Origin of the sequence: Paraburkholderia sediminicola (assembly GCF_046027355.1) — a bacterium.
Lineage (GTDB): Bacteria > Pseudomonadota > Gammaproteobacteria > Burkholderiales > Burkholderiaceae > Paraburkholderia > Paraburkholderia sediminicola_B.
The window spans coordinates 41,933-66,759 of the sequence record NZ_JAQQEK010000007.1 but is presented as its reverse complement, the minus strand read 5'-3'; the positions used below and the strand labels follow the sequence as shown (position 1 = coordinate 66,759).

At 62.1% G+C, this 24,827-nt stretch carries 20 protein-coding genes; 10 read left to right on the top strand and 10 right to left on the bottom strand.

All coding sequences use genetic code 11. The features are described from left to right. Window positions 1-2: 2 nt before the first annotated feature. Entirely contained in the window at window positions 3-746 is a 744-nt protein-coding gene (locus PQR42_RS14100; RefSeq protein WP_408385472.1) for a lysozyme inhibitor LprI family protein, read from the top strand. A 36-nt stretch (window positions 747-782) separates the two neighbouring features. On the opposite strand, the gene PQR42_RS14095 is transcribed toward PQR42_RS14100, so the two are convergent. Beyond that, window positions 783-1,709, bottom strand: coding sequence for a bestrophin family protein (locus PQR42_RS14095; RefSeq protein ID WP_408385473.1), 927 nt, complete (start codon window positions 1,707-1,709; stop codon window positions 783-785). A gap of 721 nt (window positions 1,710-2,430) precedes the next feature. Here PQR42_RS14095 and PQR42_RS14090 point away from each other — a divergent pair. After that, window positions 2,431-2,883, top strand: coding sequence for a hypothetical protein (locus tag PQR42_RS14090; protein ID WP_408209949.1), 453 nt, complete (start codon window positions 2,431-2,433; stop codon window positions 2,881-2,883). A gap of 625 nt (window positions 2,884-3,508) precedes the next feature. On the opposite strand, the gene PQR42_RS14085 is transcribed toward PQR42_RS14090, so the two are convergent. The 3 genes from PQR42_RS14085 to zwf all read right to left on the bottom strand — a co-directional run bounded on the left by PQR42_RS14085 (window position 3,509) and on the right by zwf (window position 7,754). Then, window positions 3,509-5,425: a bifunctional transcriptional regulator/glucokinase gene (locus PQR42_RS14085; RefSeq protein ID WP_408209951.1), complete on the bottom strand. Its 1,917-nt coding sequence runs from the start codon at window positions 5,423-5,425 to the stop codon at window positions 3,509-3,511. Next, window positions 5,403-6,110: a 6-phosphogluconolactonase gene (gene pgl, locus PQR42_RS14080; RefSeq protein WP_408209954.1), complete on the bottom strand. Its 708-nt coding sequence runs from the start codon at window positions 6,108-6,110 to the stop codon at window positions 5,403-5,405. The genes PQR42_RS14085 and pgl overlap by 23 nt, the downstream gene beginning before the upstream one ends. A gap of 180 nt (window positions 6,111-6,290) precedes the next feature. Next, window positions 6,291-7,754 carry a glucose-6-phosphate dehydrogenase gene (gene zwf / locus PQR42_RS14075; protein WP_408209957.1) on the bottom strand — a complete coding sequence of 488 codons (1,464 nt, stop codon included), beginning with the start codon at window positions 7,752-7,754 and terminating at the stop codon, window positions 6,291-6,293. 541 nt (window positions 7,755-8,295) lie between these two features. On the opposite strand from zwf, the gene PQR42_RS14070 reads away from it, so the two are divergent. The 4 genes from PQR42_RS14070 to PQR42_RS14055 all read left to right on the top strand — a co-directional run bounded on the left by PQR42_RS14070 (window position 8,296) and on the right by PQR42_RS14055 (window position 12,740). Further along, window positions 8,296-9,543 (top strand): ABC transporter substrate-binding protein, encoded by a 1,248-nt coding sequence (locus PQR42_RS14070; protein ID WP_408209960.1) that lies wholly within the window; start codon window positions 8,296-8,298, stop codon window positions 9,541-9,543. Window positions 9,544-9,739: 196 nt separating this feature from the next. Continuing rightward, window positions 9,740-10,678, top strand: a complete 939-nt coding sequence (locus tag PQR42_RS14065; protein WP_408209963.1) for a carbohydrate ABC transporter permease — start codon at window positions 9,740-9,742, stop codon at window positions 10,676-10,678. Continuing rightward, window positions 10,668-11,525 carry a carbohydrate ABC transporter permease gene (locus PQR42_RS14060; protein ID WP_408209966.1) on the top strand — a complete coding sequence of 286 codons (858 nt, stop codon included), beginning with the start codon at window positions 10,668-10,670 and terminating at the stop codon, window positions 11,523-11,525. The genes PQR42_RS14065 and PQR42_RS14060 overlap by 11 nt, the downstream gene beginning before the upstream one ends. A 99-nt stretch (window positions 11,526-11,624) precedes the next feature. Further along, window positions 11,625-12,740, top strand: coding sequence for an ABC transporter ATP-binding protein (locus PQR42_RS14055; protein ID WP_408385475.1), 1,116 nt, complete (start codon window positions 11,625-11,627; stop codon window positions 12,738-12,740). 82 nt (window positions 12,741-12,822) lie between these two features. Here the strand turns inward: PQR42_RS14055 and PQR42_RS14050 are convergent, their stop codons facing one another. Next, window positions 12,823-13,737 carry a LysR family transcriptional regulator gene (locus tag PQR42_RS14050; RefSeq protein WP_132375660.1) on the bottom strand — a complete coding sequence of 305 codons (915 nt, stop codon included), beginning with the start codon at window positions 13,735-13,737 and terminating at the stop codon, window positions 12,823-12,825. A 137-nt stretch (window positions 13,738-13,874) separates the two neighbouring features. Then, window positions 13,875-14,534: a glutathione S-transferase family protein gene (locus tag PQR42_RS14045; protein WP_408385477.1), complete on the bottom strand. Its 660-nt coding sequence runs from the start codon at window positions 14,532-14,534 to the stop codon at window positions 13,875-13,877. Between the two features lie 280 nt (window positions 14,535-14,814). On the opposite strand from PQR42_RS14045, the gene fliD reads away from it, so the two are divergent. Then, a complete protein-coding gene (gene fliD, locus PQR42_RS14040) occupies window positions 14,815-16,323 on the top strand; it encodes a flagellar filament capping protein FliD (RefSeq protein WP_408385479.1) in 1,509 nt (502 codons plus the stop codon). Window positions 16,324-16,388: 65 nt separating this feature from the next. On the opposite strand, the gene PQR42_RS14035 is transcribed toward fliD, so the two are convergent. The 3 genes from PQR42_RS14035 to trxB form a co-directional block, all read right to left on the bottom strand. Continuing rightward, the gene (locus PQR42_RS14035; protein ID WP_408385602.1) at window positions 16,389-17,009 is read right to left on the bottom strand and encodes a trimeric intracellular cation channel family protein; all 621 of its coding nucleotides are present in this window, start codon (window positions 17,007-17,009) and stop codon (window positions 16,389-16,391) included. A 13-nt stretch (window positions 17,010-17,022) separates the two neighbouring features. Further along, the gene (locus PQR42_RS14030; protein WP_408385481.1) at window positions 17,023-17,781 is read right to left on the bottom strand and encodes a Smr/MutS family protein; all 759 of its coding nucleotides are present in this window, start codon (window positions 17,779-17,781) and stop codon (window positions 17,023-17,025) included. A 190-nt stretch (window positions 17,782-17,971) separates the two neighbouring features. Further along, window positions 17,972-18,973: a thioredoxin-disulfide reductase gene (gene trxB, locus PQR42_RS14025; protein ID WP_408385483.1), complete on the bottom strand. Its 1,002-nt coding sequence runs from the start codon at window positions 18,971-18,973 to the stop codon at window positions 17,972-17,974. Between the two features lie 334 nt (window positions 18,974-19,307). Here trxB and PQR42_RS14020 point away from each other — a divergent pair, with 334 nt between their 5' ends. Then, on the top strand, window positions 19,308-21,620 hold the full coding sequence (locus tag PQR42_RS14020; protein WP_408385485.1) for a DNA translocase FtsK: 2,313 nt from the start codon (window positions 19,308-19,310) through the stop codon (window positions 21,618-21,620). 301 nt (window positions 21,621-21,921) lie between these two features. Then, entirely contained in the window at window positions 21,922-22,656 is a 735-nt protein-coding gene (gene lolA / locus PQR42_RS14015; RefSeq protein ID WP_408209983.1) for an outer membrane lipoprotein chaperone LolA, read from the top strand. Between the two features lie 69 nt (window positions 22,657-22,725). Here the strand turns inward: lolA and PQR42_RS14010 are convergent, their stop codons facing one another. Then, complete coding sequence (locus PQR42_RS14010) at window positions 22,726-23,646, bottom strand: LysR family transcriptional regulator (protein WP_408236222.1); 921 nt, start codon at window positions 23,644-23,646, stop codon at window positions 22,726-22,728. A gap of 170 nt (window positions 23,647-23,816) precedes the next feature. Between PQR42_RS14010 and speB the strand changes: the two genes are divergently transcribed. Beyond that, window positions 23,817-24,806: an agmatinase gene (gene speB, locus PQR42_RS14005; protein ID WP_408209988.1), complete on the top strand. Its 990-nt coding sequence runs from the start codon at window positions 23,817-23,819 to the stop codon at window positions 24,804-24,806. The last annotated feature ends 21 nt before the right edge of the window (window positions 24,807-24,827 follow it).

Sequence of the window (24,827 nt, the reverse complement as noted above, 5' to 3'; positions counted from 1 at the left end):
CGATGCGGATGGTGAAGTCCCTGTTGGCGGCCGGCGTCGGTGTTCGCGGCGCGCGGCGCGTGTTCGGCGCGTTGGCGCTGGCTTCGGGTGCGGTGCTCGGTGCGGCGTCGTTGCCGGCGCACGCCGAAGTCGCCGCCGCCGATCCGATCGACGCGTCGATGCGTACGTGCCTTGCGCGCAGCGACATGTCGTCGACGACGGGGCAAGTGCAGTGCATGGACAACGCGCGGATCGGCTGGAAGACCGCGCTCGATAACGCGTGGCAGCAGCTTCAGCAGAAGTTGCCGCCCGCGCAGCGCAAGCAGTGGGAAAAGAGTCAGGCGAGCTGGCAGGCTTCACGCGATGCCGAGAAGCAGTTGCTTGCGGCCGTGTTCGCCACGACGCGCGGCACGATGTACGTGCTCGCCGAAGCCGATATGCAATTGCAGCCGGTGCGTGACCGTGCGCTCGCTCTGCGCAGCGCGGTGGCGAAGGCGAGTGCCGGCGGCGATCCGCCGCGCCGGGTGCGTGCCTGCAGCGCGGACGCGCAATGCGAACATGCGATGTTCGATCTGAACCGCTATTACCGACGTTTGCAGTCGAAGATGCCGGTGCGTACGCGTCCCACGCTGACGCGCGCGCAGAAGGCGTGGACTGCGTATCTGAACGCTACGACGCCGGTGGTCGATGAGCGTGGCCGTATCGATATCATTGGCGCGCGGGTGGCGACGCTCAAGCGTTTGTCGGAGACGGTTGGCAATAGCTGAGCGTTGAGTGACCGACGCGCTTTAGTCGAAGCGTGCTCAATCGAGCATGTAGCCTTCTGCTTCCGGGCTCGGCAATTGAACGGCCGGTTCGCCGAGTAGATCACGCATGGCGTCCTCTATCAATACTGACATCATGTTGAGCGCGAGGTCGTTGTCGTCGATGCCGAAAGGCTCTTCGATTTGCGATGCGATGGCTTCGTGCGCCATGAACGTGTACGCCACGAAGACCGCGAAAACGGGCGTGAAAATGCCGATGCTGTCCACCAGTCCGAACGGCAGGGACGCGCAGAAGAAATACACCGTGCGGTGAATCATCACCGAATAGGCAAACGGCAGCGGCGTTGAAGCGATGCGCTCGCATCCGCCAATTACATCCGAGATTCCGTTCAGATTTCGATCGAAGGCGATGACTGCCATTGGATCGATCGCGCCTGTTTTGGCATGTCGTTGTACCCATTCGCCGAGGTAGAGCATCAAGGTGGCCGGTTTGTACCGCGACGCTATGACGCGGGCGAAGAGGGCTGGCGGCAGGCGTTCGGCGAGGTCTTCGCTTGGGTCGCTCTTACGGAGCTGATGACGCAGCGCGTGCGGGAGGGCGCTGAGTGCTGCTGTGAATTCTTTGAGGTCTTCTTTTTGCAGCTGTTTTGTCGGTAGGGTGAGCGCCTGGCGGATGAGTGAGCGCGATTCGTTCAGCAGTTGACCCCAGAGTTTACGGGCTTCCCACCAGCGGTCGTAGCTGGCGTTGTTTCTGAAGCCTAGAAATACCGCTAACGCGATGCCTATTAGCGAGAAGGGCGCTGTCGTGTTCAGGTTTAGCGAGATCGGGAGTAGGTGGTCGTGGGCCGCCACGGCGACTATCGAAATGCAGAAGATCAGCGCAAGGCGCGGTAGCAACTGCGGGAGGACGGAGCCTCGCCAGGCTAGCAGCATGCGGAACCAATGGACGTGGGGGCGGATGATCATCGGGGTTTGCTTTTGCCTGCGGCGCTTCGGGGTTTCTATTATCGCTTTTTTGGGTTTTTGGGTTTTTGGGTTTTTGGGGGATGGTTTGGGTGTGGGCTTTGGGCTTTGGCCTTTCCTTGAATTCTTTGTGGTCTATTAGCGTTGCCCCTGTGCGGGGCGGCACCTACTTCTCTTTGCCGCCGCAAAGAGAAGTAGGCAAGAGAAAGCGGCTCACACCGCTAATTCTTAAGCGGGTCCCCCGCACAGTCGCGGTAGTGGTGCATCTGGAATCTGTGTTCTTGCTCATTCCGCCTCAGTGACAAAGCGCTCATTCTTCCGGCGGCGCTGCGCGCGCCGTCGCGGTCGTTCTTCGACCAATCGCTTCGTTTTTTTTCGGCGTTTCTTTGGCGTCGTAGTACTTCGTTCGTGGGCGTGCTTGGGAAATTTCAGAAATCGGGCTGGTGCGCGGCTTTTAGCTCGTGCGGGTGATCACTCGCGAAGCAAGACGTTTAAACTCAATTTGCCGTCAAAACAGCGACGGCCAGGCTTGGCGGCCTGCTACCAAACACGCGCCTGCTTTGGCGGGCATGTGTCTATCTCAGCACGTCTTATGGGCGGGCCTTGATGGGGAGGCCTTCGGGCCTGCCGGTTTGGTAACGGCCGCCAACCTTGTCACTGTGCCCGCTCACCACCTTGCAAGCGCGTGTCGGGCGATCCAAGTAAGTTTCAGGGAGATCCCGCCATGAGTAAATCCGTCAAGAATTCACACACTACGTCGCGCCCACCCGTAGACGCGCTTCAATACGAAAAACTGGCCTTATCCGCTTTCGGACTGGTTGAACGGCAGCTAAGTCAACTGGACAAGCTGGTCACGTTTGTGGCTTCGATAGTTAGGAATCCGGCGGTGACACGAGAAGAAAGGCACTGCCAGCGGAAACTGCTGGAACTGCTGTTGGACACCGTCGAGGACTACCAACGCGAAGTCGAGATTGACCGCGAGTTATACCAGGTCATCGCACTCGACGCGAAGGGAATTCCACAGAGCCGCATCACGGCGCGCCACGCAGCGGACCTCCTGGCAAAGGCCACGCGGACAGCGGCGAATAGCCGTGAACGTATCGGAGCAACGAGGGGGACGCTGAACAAGCAGATGCAAATCAAAACGATCTCGCGTCGCACAGCGACTGCACACTGACAGTGAGCAGTGAGCAGTGAGCAGTGAGCAGTGAGCAGTGAGCAGTGAGCAGTGAGCAGTGAGCAGTGAGCAGTGAGCCGTCAGCCGTCAGGCGCGAGTCGCGACCCGCGGCATCGCACCGCGGCCATGAAGAAAGGCGCATGCGCCTTTCACATCCCGAGCGTACTGCGGCACGACGCGAAGCGCGTGCCGCGGCGACCGCGAATGTACCGAGTCAGCTCTAACGTTTTCCCGACGCAACCACGCTTAAAGAACCGGAAGCCTTTAGCGGCACTTCGCCGAGGCGAAGCCGACGGCCCCCACCGCGCACAGCGAAACCCACGGATTTTAAGCAGACCGTTCCGACGAGCGCGTTGCGCGAGGCGGGAAGGATGAGTGCTTTGTCACTGAGGCGGAATGAGCAAGAACACAGATTCCAGATGCACCACTACCGTGGCTGCGCGGGGGATCCGCTTAAGAGTTAGCGGTGTGAGCCGCTTTCTCTTGCCTACTTCTCTTTGCGGCGGCAAAGAGAAGTAGGTGCCGCCCCGCACAGGGGCAACGCTAATAGACCACAAAGAATTCAAGGAAAGGCCAACACCACAATCCAACACCCAACCCGCGGCGCGAACCAAAACCTCAAACCTCAATCCCGCGCCGAAGAAGCCGCCCCATGACTCAACCAATCGAGCACAGCACTAGCATCATCATCGGCCCCTTGCCTGGCCTTGGCAACCGTCTCCGCGACATCAGCGCTAGGCACAGCACGCCGAATAGCCACTCCAACAGCAAGAATATCGATCATAACCAGATGCAAAATCCGCGAAATCATGGACAACTGCGACTCACGAATTTCAATGTGATCGGTTTCCAAAGCGACAGTAGCCCGCTTAGCCAAAGGCGTATTACTCGAAGTAATAGCAATCACCTTAGCACCAGCCTGCATAGCCACATCAAGAACCCGAAGCAACTCAGGCGCGCGCCCTGACTTAGACACAGCAACAATCACATCCCCCTTCCCAAGCAAAGCAGCAGACGCCGCCTGCATATACAAATCGCCGTAGGCAATAGTAGGAATCCCAAACCGGAAGAACTTGTAATGTGCATCCTGCGCGACGATATTCGAATTCCCGAGCCCATAGAACTCAATCCGCCGCGCGCCGTTCAGCAGATCAATAGCCCGCTCGACCTGATCGAAGTTCAAATGCTCGCGCAACTGCAAAATCGCCGACACGGTGTTATCCAGCACTTTCGCGCCGAAGTCCGTCGCCGTATCGCCGAGATGCACCTGGCTATGGCTAACAGGAATAGTGCCCGTCAACCCCGTCGCCAGCTTCAGCTTGAAATCCGACAACCCTTGGCAACCCAACGATCGACAAAACCGGATCACCGTCGGCTGACTCACATCCGCCTTGCGCGCGATATCCACAATCGGATCATTGATAATGGAACGCGGATGATTCAGCGCGAGATCAGCCACACGTCGTTCGGCTGGCGTCAACGCATCGCGCATCTGGCGAATCCGCTCGAACACCGCCGATGAACTGCCACCCGCACGATTCGACAACTGCTCGGCAAGAATCGCCGACACACCGAGAAACGCCGGATATTCAGCGGTAATCACATACGTCGGCACGTTCTGCAGATAAGCCTCGAACCGGCCTTTAGCCTCGAAGCGCTTACGAAACGACGACCGCGAGAAGAACTCGCCAAGCCGCGGCACGACACCACCGCCGATATAAATCCCGCCCAACGCCCCAAGCGTCACCGCAATATTGCCGGCGAAGGTGCCAAGAATGCCGCAGAACACATCGACGGATTCGGCCGCGAGCGGCTCGCCTTCCAGCGCACGCTTGACGATCTCGACCGTATCGACATTAGCCGCCACACGCTTCTTGTCGCGACCCGCAAGCGCGCGATAAATCACTTCGATACCAGGCCCCGCCGCCACGCGCTCAAACGACACATGCGACCACTTCTTACGCGCGTACTGCAGCACGATATCTTCGCGTTCATCTGCCGGCGCAAAAGTCGCGTGGCCACCTTCGCTACCAAGCGCGATCCAGCGATCATCAGCGGGAATCAGGCCGGACACACCCATGCCGGTCCCAGGCCCAAGCAAACCAATCACGCTATTCGGCCGACGCGCGCCACCCCCCACCTGCACGCGCTGCGCGTCAGTCAGGCCAGGCAGCGCCATCGCCAGCGCGGTAAAGTCGTTCACCACCAGCAGCGTGTCGAAACCAAGCGCGCGCCGCGTGGCCTCGATCGAAAAGCTCCAGTCGTGATTCGTCATGCTCACCTGATCGCCATCGACCGGGTTCGCAATCGCAATCGCCGCGTGATTCACGCGGCCGATCTTGGTGTCCTTCAGATACTTCTTGATGACTTCGGCAACGCCCGGATAGTCCGCGCACGGATAGACCTTCACCGAGCCGATTTCGCCCGGGCTAGTCTCCAGCGCGAAGCGCGCATTCGTGCCGCCGATGTCGGCCAGCAGCCTCGGTCCATCGGCGTGCTGGCCCGCGCCCGGAACAGCCTTAGTTTGCACACCAGTAGACATCGAGTCTCACTCCCTTGTCGTTTGCCAACTGCGAGATGGCATTTTTTTGTAGCGAAGCGGACGCGGCATTCAGCACGTCCATCTTGCGCGGTCCTGCAATCAGCAAAAACAGATGCTTCACTTCCTTCAACGCGGACATCGACCAGCTCACGCGCGCATGCGGCGCGCTGCCGGGATGCACGGCAACGAAGCGCTCGGTGGTGGTGATCGCATGATCCCATTCCGGCGAGTCGGCGAAGATCGACGCGGTGTGGCCGTCTTCACCCATGCCGAGAATCGCGACGTCGGGCACGTTGCTGAAACGCGCGTCGGCGTTCAGCGCGGCGACATGCGCGTTGAGATCTTGCGTGGTGTCCACGAGCGGCCAGAAGGCGGTGTCCTTCGCGGCGTTCTGCAGCAGCGTGGCGTGCACCAGCTGCGAGTTGCTCGCGCTGTCCGTCTCCGGCACCCAGCGATCGTCGACCAGCGTCACGGCAATGCGTGCCCAGTCGAACGTTTGCGTGGACAAGGTCTGCAGGAACGGGCGCGGACTGCTGCCGCCGGACACTGCAAGCATTGCGGGGCGCGCGTCGGTGGTGGAACCGGCGGCCTGTGCGGCGAGCGACGCGTGTAACGCGTCCCCGACCGCTTTCGCCAACGCGTCGGATTGGGCGCGTTGATCGTCGAAAGTGTGAAGCTCGATCACTTCTCCTCCGTGCTGCTTTTTTGTGTGATCTGCGGAATGTGCCGTACTGCTCTCACGCGATGCCTGCAAAGTGGATGACTTGCAGGCGCCCTCGTGATACCGGCGCCATTCCGTTCAGTTCGTCGGTGGGTCTTACGGGCGACGCGCCATATTCCATTCAATACGACGTGCCGCCGTGATTCAATTCTCTTCTTCGAGCCAGCAGGTGCCGTGCTGCGCCAGCATCGCGCTCGAGGCAGCCGGTCCCCACGTGCCCGATGCGTACGGCTTGGGCGGCTTGTTCGACGCCTTCCATTCGTTCAGGATCGGTTCGACCCAACGCCACGCGGCTTCCTGCTCATCGCGCCGCACAAACAGCGCAAGGCGGCCGTTGATCACGTCGAGCAGGAGACGCTGATACGCCTCCATCTGTCCTTCGCGGAAGAACTGGTCGAACGCGAGGTCGAGGTGGACGCTGGCGAGGTTCATGCCTTCGCCGGGCTGCTTCGCGAGACAGTAAAGGCGAATGGTCTCGTTCGGCTGCAGACGGATGACCAGGCGGTTCGCGCCGGCACGCAATGCGGAAGCGCCGAGCGCCGAATGCGGCACCGCACGAAAGTTCACGACGATCTCGGCGACGCGATCCGCCAGGCGCTTACCGGTACGCAGGAAAAACGGCACGCCGGCCCAACGCCAGTTTTCGATCTCGACCTTCAGCGCAACGAAAGTCTCGGTCGTGCTGTCCGGCCTCACGCCTGACTCGGTTGCGTACGCGGGCACCGCGGTGCCGCGGATCACGCCCGAATGATACTGGCCGCGTACGGCGACCTTGCCGATATCGCGCGGATCGATGGGTTTCAAAGCGCGCAGCACGCGCAGCTTTTCATCACGCACCGAATCCGAATCCATGGAGTGCGGCGGTTCCATTGCGACGATGGAAAGCAGTTGCAGCAAATGGTTCTGCACCATGTCGCGCAACGCGCCGGTGTTGTCGTAGAAGTCGCCGCGCGCTTCCACGCCGAGTTCTTCGGCGATCGTGATCTGAATGCTCTCGACCCACTCGCGACGCCACAACGGCTCGAACAGCGCATTGCCGAAGCGCAGCGCCAGCAGGTTCTGCACCGGTTCTTTACCGAGGTAGTGGTCGATCCGGTAGATCTGTTCTTCAGCGAAGATTTCGCCGACTGCATCATTAATTGCGTTCGACGACTTGAGGTCGTAGCCGAGCGGCTTTTCCAGCACGATGCGCGAATTCTCGTTCAGCCCGACCGATGCCAGCGCATGGCAGATCGGCACGAACAGCGACGGGCCCGTAGCCAGATAGAACACGCGAATGCCGGGCAGGTCCTTGATCGCGTCGCGCAAGTGCACGAAGTCTTCCGCTTTGCCGAGGTCGATGTTCACGAACTCGATGCGCTCCAGAAAGCTCGCCCATGCCGCTTCGTCCACACCATTCTTCGACACGTGCGGCTTGACATGCTCATTCACCCACTGAATGTACTCGCCGCGATCCGTGGCATGCCGCGCCACCGCGACGATCTTGCCGCTGTCGGCCAGCATGCCGCCTGCACGGTGTGCTTCAAACAGTGCGGGGAGGATCTTGCGCATCGACAGATCGCCGGTTCCGCCGAAGAGAACGAAGGTGAAGCTTGAATCGGTTTGCATGAGTCTCCGTCGATGTCCTGGGGCCGCGGGAGGTGAGCGAAAGCGCGACCGTAGTCCGATAAAATATTTTTTGACACTGAATTGTAGTTTAACTACAATCCAAATCAAGAGGTAGCGCTAATTCGATGAAAAAAGCGTGCGCTGTGAGTCAAGATGCGCGTTTTCCCGAATCGGCAGGCGTCCCCTGCATGTTAACGGACATTGCGTGTCGGCACGTGCCAGCATGCCCCGGCGGCCTTTACGGAAAGCCGGGGAGTTGAGCGGCCGGCAGGGTCTGCCCCAAGTTGACGTGCAAGGCACCTCGAGTCTGCCGCGCGCGACGCGGGCAGGCAAAAATCAAAAGAGGAGACAGTCAGTTGCATCCCGAACCACTCATCTCTTGAGCTTCCAGCGGCCGGACATTGGTCCGCCGGCACATGCCTCGCGCATGCGCCCGACCGTGCTCGATCGCCCAGTGTTTTGCCTGTTTGAACCAACCACAGCACCCTGGCGACATCAGGGGCCATTTGTTTTTTGTTCAGGTGTCTGGAGGAGATAAGCAATGAAATTTCGCGCGATCATGGGCGCTTTGTGCGCCGCAGGTCTGATGTGTGGCGTCTCGGCTGTGCAAGCCGCCGAGTCGATCGAAGTGTTGCACTGGTGGACTTCGGGTGGCGAATCGAAAGCCGTCGGCGTCCTCAAGGACGACATGACGAAGCAGGGTTACACGTGGAAGGACTTCGCGGTTGCGGGTGGCGCCGGCGCGGCTGCCATGACGGCACTCAAGACGCAGGTGATCTCGGGCAACGCGCCGAGCGCCGCGCAGATCAAGGGTCCGCTGATCCAGGACTGGGCGCAGCAAGGCGTGCTCGTGCCGATCGACGCGGCCGCTGGCGACTGGAAGAAGAACCTGCCGCCGGAAATCGACAAGATCATGCACGCAGACGGTCACTACGTGGCCGCGCCGTTCTCGGTGCACCGCGTGAACTGGCTGTACATCAACAAGGCAGCGCTGGACAAGGCGGGCGGCAAGGCGCCGACCACGTGGCCTGAGTTCTTCGCGGTGGCCGACAAGATGAAGGCCGCGGGCATCCAGCCGATCGCGATGGGCGGCCAGCCGTGGCAAGACCTGACGCTGTGGGAAGACGTCGTGCTGTCGCAAGGCGCGGGCTTCTACAAGAAGGCGCTGGTGGATCTCGACGAGAAGACGCTGACGTCGGATCAGATGGTCGGCGTGTTCGATACGGTCCGCAAGATCCAGGGTTACTTCGACGCGGGCCGCACGGGCCGTGACTGGAACCTGGCAACGGCCATGGTCATCAACGGCAAGGCCGGCATGCAGTTCATGGGCGACTGGGCGAAGGGCGAATTCGCCAACGCCGGCAAGAAGTCGGGCTCGGACTACATCTGCGCCGCTGTTCCGGGCACGGAAAAGTCCTACACGTTCAACGTCGACTCGTTCGTGTTCTTCCAGCAGAAGGGCGCGAAGGCGGCAACGCCGGGTCAGCTCGCACTGGCGAAGACGATCATGTCGCCGGAGTTCCAGGAACAGTTCAGCCTGAACAAGGGTTCCATCCCGGTTCGTCTGGGCGTGTCGATGGCTAAGTTCGACGACTGCGCGAAGAAGTCGTACGCGGATGAACAAGTGGCGATCAAGTCGGGCGGCTATGTGCCTTCGCTGGCACACGGCATGGCGCAACCGGATGCAGCAGCCGGCGCGATCTCGGACGTGGTCACGAAGTTCATGAACTCGCAGCAGGATTCGAAGAGCGCGGTTGCCGCGCTCGCGAAGGCAGCGAAGACCAAGTAAGTGAAGTAAGCGAAGCGGCGCGCCCGGCGGTTCAGCAACGGGCGCCGGGCGCGCCCTTCACGTCGCCGATTGCACTGGTTGTATTGGTAACAGGCGGCTTCACCCTGGTTTCATAGAGTCACACCTATGCCGTTGCGGCCTCGCGTCTTTTCAGGCGTGAGTCTTCCGGCGGTACAGTTTCAGCAGGAGTCGAGTAGTGACTGCTTCTATCAGCGGAAACGGGAAAACGGCTACCGTGACCCGCCGCACATCGCCGATGGCGGCCCTTGCCGATCGCTGGATTCCGAAGCTGGTGCTCGCACCCAGCGTCGTGATCAGCCTGATCTTCGTGTATGGCTTCATCGCCATTACCGGCTTTCTGTCGCTGTCCAATTCGCGACTGATGCCACGTTATGAATTTGTCGGTCTGGATCGTTATCGCGAGTTGTTCGATAACGATGTGTTCTGGACGTCGGCTGCCAACCTCGGCTGGTTCGGCATCCCGTTTATCGGTGTCTGTATCGGCCTCGGTCTGTTCCTCGCGATCCTGCTCGATCAGCAGATCCGCAACGAAGGCGCGCTGCGCGCCGTGTTCCTGTACCCGATGGCGCTCTCGTTCATCGTGACGGGTACGGCGTGGCAATGGATCATGACGCCGAGCATCGGCCTCGAGAAGGTGTTCCACGACTGGGGCTGGACGAGCTTTTCGTTCGGTTGGCTGGGCGACCCGGACAAGGCGATCTTCTGCGTCGTGATCGCGGCCGTGTGGCAATCCGTCGGCTTCGTGATGGCGCTGTTCCTCGCGGGCTTGCGCGGTGTCGACGCTGAAATCTTCAAGGCAGCGCAGATGGACGGCGCGGGCTTGCCCACCATCTACCGCAAGATCGTGATTCCGAGCATGCGCCCGGTGTTCTTCTCCGTGCTGCTGATTCTCTGCCACATCACGATCAAGACCTTCGACCTGGTCGTCGCGTTGACCGCGGGCGGTCCGGGCACGTCGTCGTCGCTGCCGGCTATCTTCATGTACACGTTTTCGTTCAATCGCGGGCAGCTGGGCGTCGGCGCGGCATCGTCGATGATGATGCTCGCCACTGTCGTAGCCGTGCTCGTGCCGCTGATGTATCTGGAATCGAGGAGCACCCGCAATGCAGCCTAAGATGACGATCAGCCGTGCCGTCATTTATGCGGCCTTGATTCTGTTCGCCCTGTACTTCCTGTTCCCGCTGTACGTGATGCTGTCCACGTCGTTCAAGGACATCGATCAGCTGCGCACCGGCAACCTGCTCACGCCGCCCACGCACTGGACCATCGATCCGTGGATCAAGGCATGGAGCGGCGCCTGTACGGGTGTGCGTTGCGACGGCATGCAGCCGTTCTTCATGAACTCGGTGCGGATGGTGATTCCCGCCGTGCTGATCTCGTCGATCATCGGCGCGTTCAACGGTTATGTGCTCACGCACTGGCGTTTCCGTGGCGCGGATCCGATCTTCACGATGATCCTGGTCGGCTGCTTCATTCCGTTCCAGGCGATCCTGCTGCCGATGGCGCGTTTCGAAGGCTTCCTCGGCCTGTCGAATACGACGACCGGTCTGGTGGTGGTGCACGTGATCTACGGTATCGCCTTCACCACGATGTTCTTCCGCAACTTCTACGTCAGCATTCCGGCTGAACTCGTGAAGGCGGCGCGTATCGACGGCGCGGGTTTCTTCACGATTTTCACGAAGATTCTGCTGCCGGTCTCGCTGCCGATTTTCATGGTGTGCCTGATCTGGCAATTCACGCAGATCTGGAATGACTTCCTGTTCGGGATTGTGTTCTCCGGCGTCGATTCGATGCCGATCACGGTGGCGCTGAACAACCTCGTGAACACCTCGACCGGCGTGAAGGAATACAACGTGGACATGGCCGGCGCGATCATCGCCGCGTTGCCCACGCTGCTGGTCTACATCATCGCCGGACGCTATTTCGTGCGCGGCCTGACGGCGGGCGCAGTGAAGGGCTAGACGCCAAGCTAAACCATCCGAGCGCGGCGGCGCTTCATGAAGCGCCGCCGTCACCCGAAGACGTTTTCAAGCAGTACCAGAGACAAGAGGATTCACAGCATGGCAAGCCTTTCCATCCGTGACGTGTACAAGACTTACCCGAACGGGGTGCCGGTCCTGAAGGGTGTCAACATCGACATCGAAGACGGCCAGTTCCTGATTCTCGTCGGCGGTTCGGGCTGCGGGAAATCGACGCTGCTCAACATGATTGCCGGCCTCGAAACCGTGACCAAGGGCGAGATCCAGATCGACGGCAAGACAGTGAACAACCTGTCGCCGAAAGATCGCGACATCGCGATGGTGTTCCAGTCGTACGCGCTGTATCCGTCCATGACGGTGCGCGAGAACATCTCGTTCGGCCTGAACATCCGCAAGGTGCCGAAGCAGGAGCAGACGCAGATCGTCGACCGCGTGTCGAACACGCTGCAGATCACGCACCTGCTCGACCGCAAGCCGGGTCAACTGTCCGGCGGCCAGCGTCAGCGCGTGGCCATGGGCCGTGCCTTGGCGCGCGATCCGGTCATGTTCCTGTTCGACGAACCGCTCTCGAACCTCGACGCGAAGCTGCGTATCGAGATGCGCTCGGAAATCAAGCTGCTGCATCAACGCCTCGGCACGACGATCGTCTACGTGACGCACGATCAGATCGAAGCGATGACGCTCGGCGACCGTATCGCGGTGATGAAAGACGGCATCGTGCAGCAGTTCGGCGCACCGCAGGAAATCTACGACTCGCCGTCGAACCTGTTCGTGGCCGGCTTCATCGGCGCGCCGCCGATGAACTTCATCCAGGGCAAGCTGGTGGAGCAGGGCGCGGGCGTCGCGCTGGAACTGGATACCGGTGTCGCCCGCGCGGCGGTGAACCTGCCGTTCGACTCGGCGAAGGTGAAATCGCATGTGGGCCGTGACGTGATTCTCGGTCTGCGTCCGGAGCGCATCACCGACGCGCGCGGCGCGCATGGCGACAACGCGAAACTGCAGCCGATCGAAGTGAAGGTCGACGTGATCGAGCCGACCGGTCCGGACACGCTGGTGTTCGCGCAGGTCAACGGCAAGCGCATTGTGAGCCGCGTGCACCCGGCGTCGAATCCGCAGCCGCTGACGAACACGACGTTGCTGTTCGATACGTCGAAGGCGGTGTTGTTCGATCCGTCGAACGAAGAGCGGATTGCCTAAGCGCCAAGTTTTGCTGCATTAGAAAAGAAAACCCCATGCGTTTCACAACGCATGGGGTTTTTGTTTTGCGCGCTTCGCTTCGCTAGTCCGTGATGCGCAGATCCGGATTGTTGCGCGCCAGTTCGGTCACCCACTCGATGAACGCACGCAGCCGCGAACTCAGATTGCGGCGATGCGCGTAGAGCACCGAGAGCGGCGTGCCGGGGCTCGTATAGTCGGTGAGGATTTCCTTCAGCGCGCCTTGCGCGATCAGATCTGCGACCATGAAACGCGACGGCTGGATGATGCCGTGACCGAGCGCGGCCGCGCCGATGTAGACCGAGCCGTCGTTCACTGCGAGCACGCTCTTGAGCGACACCTTGGCGATCTCGCCGTCCACCTGGTATTCGAACGGGAACGTTCTGCCGGTGCGCGCGGACACGTAGTTGACTGCGCGGTGTTCGCTCAATTCCTCGAGCGTGGTCGGCTCGCCATATTTCTCCAGATACGCCGGCGACGCGCACGTGACGATCCGCGCTTGACCGATCCGCCGCGCGACGAGGCTCGACTCCTCCGGCGTGCCCATGCGGATCACGCAATCCACGCCGTCCTGAATCAGATCGATGTTGCGGTCGGCGAGGCCGAGCCGCACGTCGATCTCGGGGTATTGTCGGTAGAAATCGTCGAGTGCGGGCAGCAGCAGCGCGCGGGCCAGCGTGCCTGACGTATCCACGCGGATCGTGCCGGCCGGATTTTCGCGTTTGTTCGACAGCGACGATTCGGCGTCGGTGACTTCGGCGAGGATGCGCACGCAGCGTTCGTAGAACAGCGCGCCGTCTTCGGTGACGCTGACCTGGCGCGTCGAACGGTTCAGCAGACGCACGCCGACGTGTTCCTCCAGCGCCTGAATGGTGCGGCTGACTTTGGCGCGTGGCAGGTCGAGCGACTCGGATACTTTGGTGAAGCTGTTCGCTTCGACCACACGCGTAAATATCTCCATCGCTTCGAAACGGTCCATGTTTTGCCTTAAGGGTGAGTGGCGGAAGTAGGTTTCGAAGTGAAGTGTATAGGCTGGAAAAATTGTTGTCGCAAACGGTTAGGGCGGACGGGGCGCCGGCCGTCGTCTTTCGGCCGACGCGGCCGCGCTGCCGTTCCTCAATCGCGGTCCGGCGCACCGAGTGGGAAATACGCGCGATACTGGCGCGCTTCGTCCACTGCGCGTGCGAACGACGGCCGCGCCAGCAGGCGCTTGCGATAGGCGAGCACGTGCGGAAACGCCGGCCCGATGGCGTGCGTCCAGTCGGCGTAAAACAGGAACGGCGCGGCGCCGCAATCCGCGAGGCTGAAGGTGTCGCCGGCGGCCCATTCGCGTTCCGCCATCACCTTGTCCAGCCAGCCGTACGCGGTGTGGAGCATGGCGCGCGCGTCGGCGACGGCGTGCGGGTCGCGCTCCGCCTCAGCGCGCATGCTGTCGTAGACGATCTTTTGCTGCGGCGTCGAGATGTAGTTGTCGAAGAAGCGGTCCATGCTGCGCACTTCCAGCGCGGCGCGCGCGTCGGCCGGCAAGAGCGGCACCGGCCCGGGATGATAAAGGCCCAGATACTCGATGATGATGCTCGCCTCCATCACGGTCCGGCTACCGTCGACCAGCACCGGAAAGCGCTTGATCGGCCAGAGCGCGGCGAATTCGGCCATGACTTGCGGGTCGTCGTGCGCCAGCAGGCGCAGTTCGAACGGCGTGCCGTTTTCGTAGAGCGCGGTCAGGACCTTCTGGCAGTAAGAGGAGAAGGGATGGGCGTAGAGCTTCAGGGTCATCGTGGTCACCTTGGGCGGTTGGCGAGTGTGCTGTGGCACGAGAACGGCCGGAGCGACCGTTTTATCTCACGACGAGCGGGAGCCGCGCAAATCGACAGCCACGACGATTGCCCTAACCAATATTCGCTACGTTAAAACGTCACAAAGTTATGAAGAAAGATGGTGTAACATTTGAAAACTTTGTAAGAGACGCCGATGTGACCGGATAAATGGCGCAACAGAAGTGACCGGGGCGTCACTCAATGAATAACGAATAAATCCGACGCGCGGGGAGCTTTACATGTCTACGATCACGTCCTCGGTGAATAGCGCGACGGCCAACGCGCAAAGCCAGGTCCAGCAAGCAGCGCAATCCATTATCAGCGGTTCGACGGGCAATTCGTCGATGGATGTGGCGACCTTGGTCTCCGCCCTCGTCAACGCCAAAACGGCGGGTCAAGCGGCGGCGCTGCAAGCCAGGCAGACCAGCGACAACACCACCCTGTCCGCCTACGGCGCGCTCACTTCGGCGTTGTCCGCCTTGCAGGCGGCGATCAAGAATCTGTCGGACGGGACCACGTTGTCCACCTTCGCGGCCACCGCGAGCGGCAAGGGCCTGGATCCGAAATCGGGCCCGGGCGCGGTCGCCGGCAGCTATACGATCGACGTGACGCAGATCGCTTCGTCGCAAAGCCTGTCTTCGGCGGCGTTCGGTGCGACCACGCAACTCGGCACCGGCAAGTTGACGATCTCGGTTGGCGGCAAGTCGATGGATGTCTCGATCGACAGCACCAACAACACGCTGAGTGGCATCGCCAGCGCGATCAACAAGGCGTCCAACAATCCGGGCGTCACGGCGACGATCGTGACCGGCACCGGCGGCGCTCACCTCGTGTTGCGCTCGGCGACCACCGGTTCGGCCAACACGATCAACGTGACTACCAGCAACGTGCAGGACGACGCGGGCCTGTCGAGCCTCGGCGTGACGTCGACGCCCGGCGCGAACGGCGGGGCGTCCACGATCGTATCGTCGGATGCCGGCAATGCGTGGCATCAGAGCGAAGTGGCGCAGGACGCGTTGCTCACCATCGGCGGGATCGCGGCGCGCAGCGCCAGCAATGCCGTCGCTGATGCGATCGCCGGCGTCACGCTGAATCTGTCGAGCGCTTCGGTCAGCAATCCGCAAACGCTGACGATCGCGCCCGATACCACCGCGCAGAACACGGCCATCACGAACTTCGCCAACCTGTACAACACCGTCGTCACCACGATCAGCAAGTTGTCCTCGTTCGACAAATCGTCGAAGACGGGCGGCGCGCTGCTCGGCGACTCGACGCTGTTGACGGTCAAGAACGCGCTGGCGTCGATCGTGAGCGGCGGGGTGGGTACGGGCACGTCGGTGGTGAGCCTCGGGCATATCGGCATCACGCTGAAGGGCGATCCGGCGGACGGCACGCTGGTCGTCGACAGCGCGAAACTCACTACGGCGCTCAACACCAGTCCGGCGCAAGTTGCCGCGTTGTTCAATTCGACCGACGGTGTCGGCGCCAAATTGAACAAGAGCATCAACGAGTTTACGCGGACGGGCGGCATCATCGACACGCGCAACAGCGCGCTGAACGCCGACCTGAAGAGCGTCACAGCGCAGCAAAGCAAGCTAAGCGACTACGCCACGCAATTGACGAAGCAGTATCAGAGTCAGTTCACCGCGCTGAACACGTTGATGGCGACCATGAACAACAACTCGGCTTACCTGACGGCGCTGTTCGGCGGCTCGAAGAGCGCGGGTGCGCTGGCGACCAACAAATAAGCTTGAATGAAGGGCGGCGCGTTGCCTACTTGGGGGCAGCGCGCCGTTTAGCGACTCATGCTGGCTCAGTGCGGCAAACGCACATTGAACCTGAAGGTCAGCAACCTCGCGAGAAGGATAAAAGCGGTGGCAATCAACACGCTATACACCGTGTCGAAATCAATGTAATCCAGCAGCACATACAGCCAACAGCCCACGAACGCACACGTAGCGTACGGCCGCGAGTCGCGCAGAATCAGCGGCACTTCGTTGCACAGCACGTCACGAATCACGCCGCCGAAAACCCCTGTCAGCACGCCCATCATCACCGAGGTGAACCACGGCATTTGCGCATCGTGCGCGATCGACGTGCCTCCTATGCTGAACAGCCCCAGCCCGATCGCATCCGCCACCAGCAGAACCCGCTCGGAAAACAGCCGCGAGGTCATTTTCAGGAGAGTCGGCGCGAACAGCGACATCACGAAGATCGCGATCAGATAATCCTGATGCTCGACCCAGTAAAACGGCCGCCGTTCCAGCAGCACGTCGCGCAACGTGCCGCCGCCGAAGGCCGTGGCGATCGCCACCAGAAACGTCCCCACCGCGTCGAGCCGGCGGGTTTTGGCCTCGATGAAACCGGAGAGGGCGTACGCGAAAATCGCCAGCGCCTCCATGATGGTCAGCGCGAGCGTCAGCCTCGGATGGATCACCGTGGCTCCGTCAGGATCTGGCGTGAGCCGGCGACGCGCCCGGCTGCAACAGCACGACCACCGCGCCGGCGCCGCCGTCATGCGGGCGCGCCTGGCAGAACGCGATGACCTCGGACTTCTGCACGAGCCACGCGCGGACTTTGCCCTTCAACACCGGCTCCTTGCCGACCGATCCCAGCCCCTTGCCGTGAATCACGCGCAAACACCGCAAACCGCGCTTCACCGATTCGCGGATGAACTCCGCCAGCGCCTCGCGCGCTTCCTCGCGCCGCATGCCGTGCAGGTCGATTTGCGCCTGCACGATCCAGTCGCCGCGCCGCAATTTGCGCACGACTTCCTGGCTCACGCCGGGGCGGCAATAGGACAGCGTCTCGTCAGTTTCGAGCAGGATTTCCGGATCGAACTCGTCGGAGATCGCCTCGTGCAGCACGGCTTCTTCGTCGAGTTTGGTTTGCACCGGCAGCGGCGGCGGGGGATTGCGCGGCAACGTGGCGCGCGGTGGCACGGCTAGCGGCGCGACCGCGCCGATCTCGCGGCGAAACAGATCGGCGTCCGCCGAGGCTTCGCGCTGCGCGGCCGCGGCAGCCGCCCGTTCACGTTCGCGCCGTTGCGTGTCGACTTTGAGCGCATTGCGCAGTGCGCCGAGACCGGCGAGACCGGCCGCTGAATCGAGTTGCGGTTTGGCGGCGGGCGCAGCCGGTTCGGGCGCGGGCCGCGCGACGGCTCGCGCGCGCTTCGGTTCGCTCGGATGAGGCTGGTTCTTCGGCATATTGGGTAATACACGCAGAAAAAGTAGATCGGTCGCGCGAGGTTTTCTTGCGACCGGAAGACCTGAATGCAAAAAAGGCCGCCGGCTTGGCAGCCGCGGCCTTCTTTCAAGCTGGCGGCCGGGTCATGCCCAGCCGCCATTTTACCGTTGCGCTAATTTTCCCGACCGGTTCGCAGACCGGCGCGGCCGATCAACGCTCGGCTTCCTGGCTCATGGCATGCTCGCCGACCATCTCGTCGATGGTTTCCAGATAGCGTTGCGCGTCGAGCGCGGCCATACAGCCCGTGCCCGCGCTGGTGATTGCCTGACGATAGACGTGATCCTGCACGTCGCCCGCGGCGAACACGCCGGCTACGCTGGTAGCGGTAGCAAAACCGTTCAGGCCGCCCTTGGTGATGATGTAGCCGTTCTTCATTTCCAGCTGGCCTGCGAAAATGTCCGTGTTCGGCTTATGGCCGATCGCGACGAACAGACCCTGCAGCGCGATGTCTTCGGTGGCGCCGGTTTGCGTGTTCTTGATGCGCAGGCCGGTCACGCCGGACTGGTCGCCGGTCACTTCGTCGAGCGTGTGGTTCCACTTGATCTCGACCAGGCCTTCCTTTTCCTTCGCGAGCAGGCGGTCGATCAGGATCGGCTCGGCGCGGAACTTGTCGCGGCGATGGATCACGGTCACCTTCTTGGCGATGCCGGACAAATAGAGGGCTTCCTCGACCGCGGTATTGCCGCCGCCGATCACGGCCACATGTTGTTGCTTGTAGAAGAAGCCGTCGCAAGTGGCGCAAGCCGACACACCCTTGCCCATGAACGCTTCTTCCGACGGCAGGCCGAGATACTGCGCCGATGCGCCGGTCGAGATGATCAGCGAGTCGCAGGTGTATTCACCCGAGTCGCCGATCAGGCGGATCGGCCTCTCATCCAGCTTGGCCGTATGGATGTGGTCGAAAATAATTTCGGTGTTGAAGCGCTCGGCGTGCTCCAGGAAGCGCGTCATCAATTCCGGGCCTTGCACGCCGCTGGGGTCCGCAGGCCAGTTTTCGACGTCGGTCGTGGTCATGAGCTGACCCCCTTGGGCCAGACCCGTGACGAGCACCGGCGCGAGGTTGGCGCGCGCCGCGTAGACCGCGGCCGTGTAGCCGGCGGGACCGGAACCGAGAATTAGAACCTTGGCGTGTTTCGTGGAAGTTGCGGGCATGATCGAATCCTTTTACGGCGCCCGGCTCGCCCATGCGAGGCCGTGCGACTTGAGCTGAAACTGTAGATGGGTATCAGCGCGACATTATAAAGGGCGGGGCGCCGGCCTGCTCCATGAAGCTTTCCGATCACGCCGATAGCGTCGGCGGCGCGCCGCGCAACGCCTTTCTGTGGCCAAACGGCCAAGTTACCGTCATTTACAGCCTCGCGCGGGACACTGCGTTTACAATAGGCCGGATCGAAGTTCCCGGAAGCCGGGATCGGGCCCGAAGCCGCGCTGGGCGAGGCTTGGCCACGACTCAGGCCGGGAATCGGGCACACACGCAACAGGATCAATGGCAAAAGCTCCCTATTCCGCGAGCGCGCAGGCATTGCCGCACCGCATGTCGCGCCTTTTCACCGAAATCCGCTGGATCCTGCAGGTGGCGCTCGGCGTATTCCTGCTCATGGCGCTCGTCAGCTACAGCCGGCGCGATCCGAGCTGGACCCATGCCGCGCAGGTCGACCATATCGCCAACTGGGCGGGCCGCGTCGGCGCGTGGACATCCGACATCCTGCTGCTGCTGTTCGGCCTGTCCGCCTACTGGTGGATCGTGCTGCTCGGCCGCCATATCTCCGCGAACTACAAGCGCATCACCCGTCACGAGGAAGAGCAGGAAGACGTGCCGCGCGAGAGCTGGCTCGCCGACGCCTTCGCGTTCATGCTCGTGCTGCTGGCCTGCGACGGCATCGAGGCGCTGCGCATGTGGTCGCTGAAAGTGCAGTTGCCGCGCGCGCCGGGTGGCGTGATCGGCGAGGCGGTCGCGCGCGGCGTGTCGCATGCACTGGGTTTCACGGGCGGCACGCTGGCGCTCCTGATCGTGCTCGGCATCGGCTTGTCGCTGTATTTCCGTTTTTCGTGGCTGTCGGTATCGGAAAAGGTCGGCGAATCGATCATTTCCGCGGTGACTTTCGCCAAGCTGCGCCGTGAAGCCGGCCGTGACCGCAAACTCGGTGAAGCGGCCGCCGTCAAGCGCGAAGGCAAGGTCGAGAAGGGCCGCGTGCGGATCGAGGAGCACGAGCCGGTCATGATCGTGCCGCCGGTCGTCACGCCGGCCAAGTCGGAGCGCGTCGAGAAGGAGCGGCAAGTGCCGCTCTTCACCGACCTGCCAGGCGATTCCACCTTGCCGCCCATCTCGCTGCTCGATGCCGCGCCGGTCGCGCAGGAAACCATTTCGGCGGACACGCTGGAATTCACCTCGCGTCTGATCGAGAAGAAGCTCAAGGACTTCGGCGTCGAAGTGAGTGTGGTCGCGGCGTATCCGGGGCCGGTGGTCACGCGCTATGAGATCGAGCCGGCCACAGGCGTGAAGGGCAGCCAGATCGTCGGTCTCGCCAAGGACCTCGCGCGTTCGCTGTCGCTGGTGTCGATCCGCGTGGTCGAAACCATTCCGGGCAAGAATTTCATGGCGCTGGAGTTGCCGAACCAGCGTCGTCAGACTGTGAGCCTGTCCGAGATTCTCGGCTCGGCGGTTTATGCCGATGCCGCGTCGCCGCTGACCATGGGCCTCGGCAAGGACATCGGCGGCAAGCCAGTGTGCGCCGACCTCGCGAAGATGCCGCACTTGCTGGTGGCGGGTACGACGGGCTCGGGCAAGTCGGTGGGTATCAACGCCATGATCCTGTCGCTGCTCTACAAGGCGAGCGCCGAGCAGGTCCGCATGATCCTGATCGATCCGAAGATGCTCGAAATGAGCGTGTACGAAGGCATTCCGCATCTGCTGTGTCCGGTGGTCACGGACATGCGCCAGGCCGGTCACGCGCTGAACTGGGCGGTCGCCGAAATGGAGCGCCGCTACAAGCTGATGAGCAAGCTCGGCGTGCGTAACCTCGCCGGCTACAACAACAAGATCGACGAAGCCGCCAAGCGCGAAGAAAAACTGCCGAATCCGTTCAGCCTCACCCCGGACGATCCGGAGCCGCTCACGCGTCTGCCGAACATCGTTGTCGTGATCGACGAACTGGCCGACCTGATGATGGTGGTCGGCAAGAAGGTCGAAGAGCTGATCGCGCGGATCGCGCAGAAGGCGCGCGCGGCCGGCATCCACCTGATTCTGGCCACGCAGCGTCCGTCGGTGGATGTGATCACCGGCCTCATCAAGGCCAACGTACCGACGCGGATGGCCTTCCAGGTCTCGTCGAAGATCGACTCGCGCACGATTCTCGACCAGCAGGGCGCGGAATCGCTGCTCGGCATGGGCGACATGCTGTATCTCCCGCCGGGCAGCGGCTTGCCGGTGCGCGTGCACGGCGCGTTCGTGTCGGACGAGGAAGTGCATCGCGTCGTCGACAAACTCAAGGAACAGGGCGAGCCGAACTACATCGAGGGCATTCTCGAAGGCGGCGTGACGGGCGAGGGCGACGAAGGCTCCGCGGGCGCCGGGGGAGCCGGCTCGGGCGACGGCGAGTCGGACCCGTTGTACGACCAGGCGGTCGATGTGGTGCTGAAGAACCGCCGTGCGTCGATCTCGCTGGTGCAGCGGCATTTGCGCATCGGCTATAACCGCGCCGCCCGCCTGCTCGAGCAGATGGAAAACTCGGGCGTGGTGTCGGCTATGTCGTCGAACGGCAATCGCGAGATTCTCGCGCCCGCGCGGGAAGCGGAATAGGCCGTCGGGCCTCGGTTCCGCGGTGAGGCGGGCAGGGCGCCGTCGGTCGCGAAGCTGAGCGCCTGCATTACCGCAGCGGAGGAGCGGACGGCAAGCCGAGCTTTTCGGCGTTGAGGTGCCGGCCGACTCTCTAAGGCTCATTTAAGGCTGAGTGCCTAAGCTGGTGTGACAGGTAAGCACGGCCGGCCGAAGACAAGCCACCGGGTTTAGCGCCAGACGCTTACCGCCACGGGCACGCAAGCATCGCCCGTGCGCCGGCGGTCACGGCCGTTCAACGAATTCAATCAAGGGAGAAAACCACATGCAGCTATTCGCGCAGCAGCACGCTCGAGAGAATGCTCAATCCAGCCGTTTCGGCCAGTTCGCCCGCACCCTCGTGCGTAGCGTCGGCAGCGTGGCGATCGGCGCGTCGGTGCTGTTCGCGTCGCAGGCGTTCGCGAGCGGCACCGAGCAACTTAAGGCGTTCGTCGCGCAAGTGCATTCGGCGCGCGGCACCTTCGTGCAGCAGGAAGTGCGGGCGCCGAGCAAGGCGCAAGGCGCGAGCGGTACGTTGTCGACCACGGGTACCGGCAAGACCGGCACGTCGAGCGGCACTTTCACGTTCGCGCGTCCCGGCAAATTCATCTGGCAATACGAGAAGCCGTATGCCCAACTGCTGCAGGCGGACGGCGATAAGCTCTACGTGTACGACAAGGATCTGAATCAGGTGACGGTGCGCAGCCTCGGCGGCGCGCTTGGCGCGAGCCCGGCGGCGATCCTGTTCGGCAGCAACGATCTCGACAAGAACTTCACGCTGCGCGATGCGGGCGTAAAGGCCGGCATCGACTGGCTCGAACTGACGCCGAAGGCGAAGGACACGCAGTTTCAGCGCGTGGGTATCGGCTTCAAGGACGGCAATCTCGAAGCGATGGAATTGCACGACGTGTTCGGCAACGTGACGTTGCTGACCTTCTCGAACATTCAGAAGAACCCGCCGCTGCCTGCCGATGCATTCAAGTTCACGGTGCCGAAGGGCGCGGACGTGATCAACGGATAAGCCGCTACGCAGGTAGCGTGTGATTGGCACAAAAGCCGCGCCCCAGAGCGCGGCTTTTCATTGCGCGCTTTATTCGTCCACTTCCAGAACCTGCACCGGATGCGCGGCCTTCATGTCGTCGATAAACGCTTCGACGATATCCGTTCGATGCTGCCGCGCCCGCGTGACCATGTGAAACGCGACGCGGTAACGCATCTGCGCCGGATTCAGCGCGGCGAGCAGCCCTTGCTTGACGAATGGCGCCGCGAAATGCCCCGGTAGATAGCCGAGGTGATGCCCGGAGAGCACCAGCATCGCGACCGCTTCCATGTTGTCGGCGAGAGCGGTGACGTTCTGCGGCGTGGTCGAGCTCTCGGCTTCGGGCAGCGGATAGCTGCGCCACGCCCATTCATGCTGCGCGGCCTCGGCGGGTGGCACCTCGCCGGCCTGAGCGAACAGCGGGTGCCCTTTCGCGCAATAAGCGAACTGATCTTCCGCGAACACCTCGGTGTATTCGAGCGACGGCACGCGATGCCAGAAATAGCCGATGCCGATCTGAATCCGCCCATTGAGCAGCAATTCCTCGAGTTCGCCCGGCGAGCGCACCAGAATCGAAAACCGCACCGATTGATCGCGCGCCCGGAACCGGCCGATCGCGTCGCTGATGCGCGCGCTCGCCGACACCGGCGTGTGGCCTATCATGCCTATATCGAGCGTGCCGACCAGCTTGCGGCCCACGTTGCGCGCCTGCATGCCGAAGGTATCGACGGCTGAGAGCAGGGCGCGGGCGGCGTCGATGAACTGTTCGCCCCGCGCGGTCAGGCTGAAGCCGCCGCGGCCGCGCTCGCACAGCCGGTAGCCGAGGCGCGTTTCCAGCGTGGCAAGCTGCGTGCTGATGGTCGACTGGCCGACGTTGAGGGTCGCCTGGGCCGGCGACACGCCGCCTGCGTCGACAATGGCGAGAAATACGCGGATCAGCCGCAGGTCGAGATCGGTGAGTTGAGAGAACATGCGTCAGGATACATCGCTGAGAATCAATGTGAAGTTTATTCCGTCGGTATTTTAACTTCTCGAAAACTGCTCAAGAATCGAGATTCGCCCGGCAAGGTGTGGTTCTGATGCTTCTCCTCGGCCGGTCTGCACGATTTTGCTTGCTGCCCCCTTTTCATTGCCGAGACACGATGAATACCTCTTCCTTCATTTCCCCAGAAGCCGGTGAACGGCCGCAACCGCTGTCCGGCAACGCCATGCCCCGCTGCGGTGGCATCGCGACGATGATGCGGCTGCCGAACGTCGGCTCGGCCGAAGGATTCGACGCCTGCTTCGTCGGCGTGCCGTTCGATCTCGGCACCTCGAACCGTACCGGCGCGCGCTTCGGTCCGCGTCAGATCCGCAGCGAGTCGGTGCTGCTGCGCCCGTACAACATGGCGACGCGCGCGGCGCCTTTTGATTCGCTGCGCGTGGCCGATCTTGGCGACGTCGCGATCAATCCGTACAACCTGCACGATTCGATCAAGCGCATCGAAACCGCGTACGACGAAATCCTCCAGCACGATTGCAAGCCGATCACGCTGGGCGGCGATCACACCATCGCGTTGCCGATCCTGCGCGCGATTCATCGCAAGCACGGCAAGGTCGGCCTGATTCACGTCGACGCGCACGCCGACGTCAACGACACCATGATGGGTGAGAAGATCGCGCACGGCACGCCGTTCCGCCGCGCGGTGGAGGAGGGCTTGCTCGATTGCGATCGTGTCGTGCAGATCGGTTTGCGCGGCACGGGTTACGCGGCGGAAGACTTCGACTGGTGCCGCGATCAGGGCTTCGAAGTGGTTCAGGCCGAGGCGTGCTGGAACCAGTCGCTCGTGCCGTTGATGACGCGTATTCGCGAGCGCATGGGCGACGGCCCGGTGTACATCACGTTCGACATCGACGGGATCGATCCGGCCTTTGCGCCGGGCACGGGCACGCCGGAAATCGCCGGCTTGACGGTGCCGCAGGCGCTGGAAATCATTCGCGGCTCGCGTGGGCTGAACATCGTCGGCTGTGATCTGGTCGAGGTCGCACCGCCGTACGATCCGTTCGGCACGACCGCGCTGCTCGGTGCGAATCTCGCGTTCGAATTATTGTGTGTGCTGCCAGGCGTCGAGTATCGGGCGTCCACCCGCTGAAGCGACTTGCGTGATAAGAAA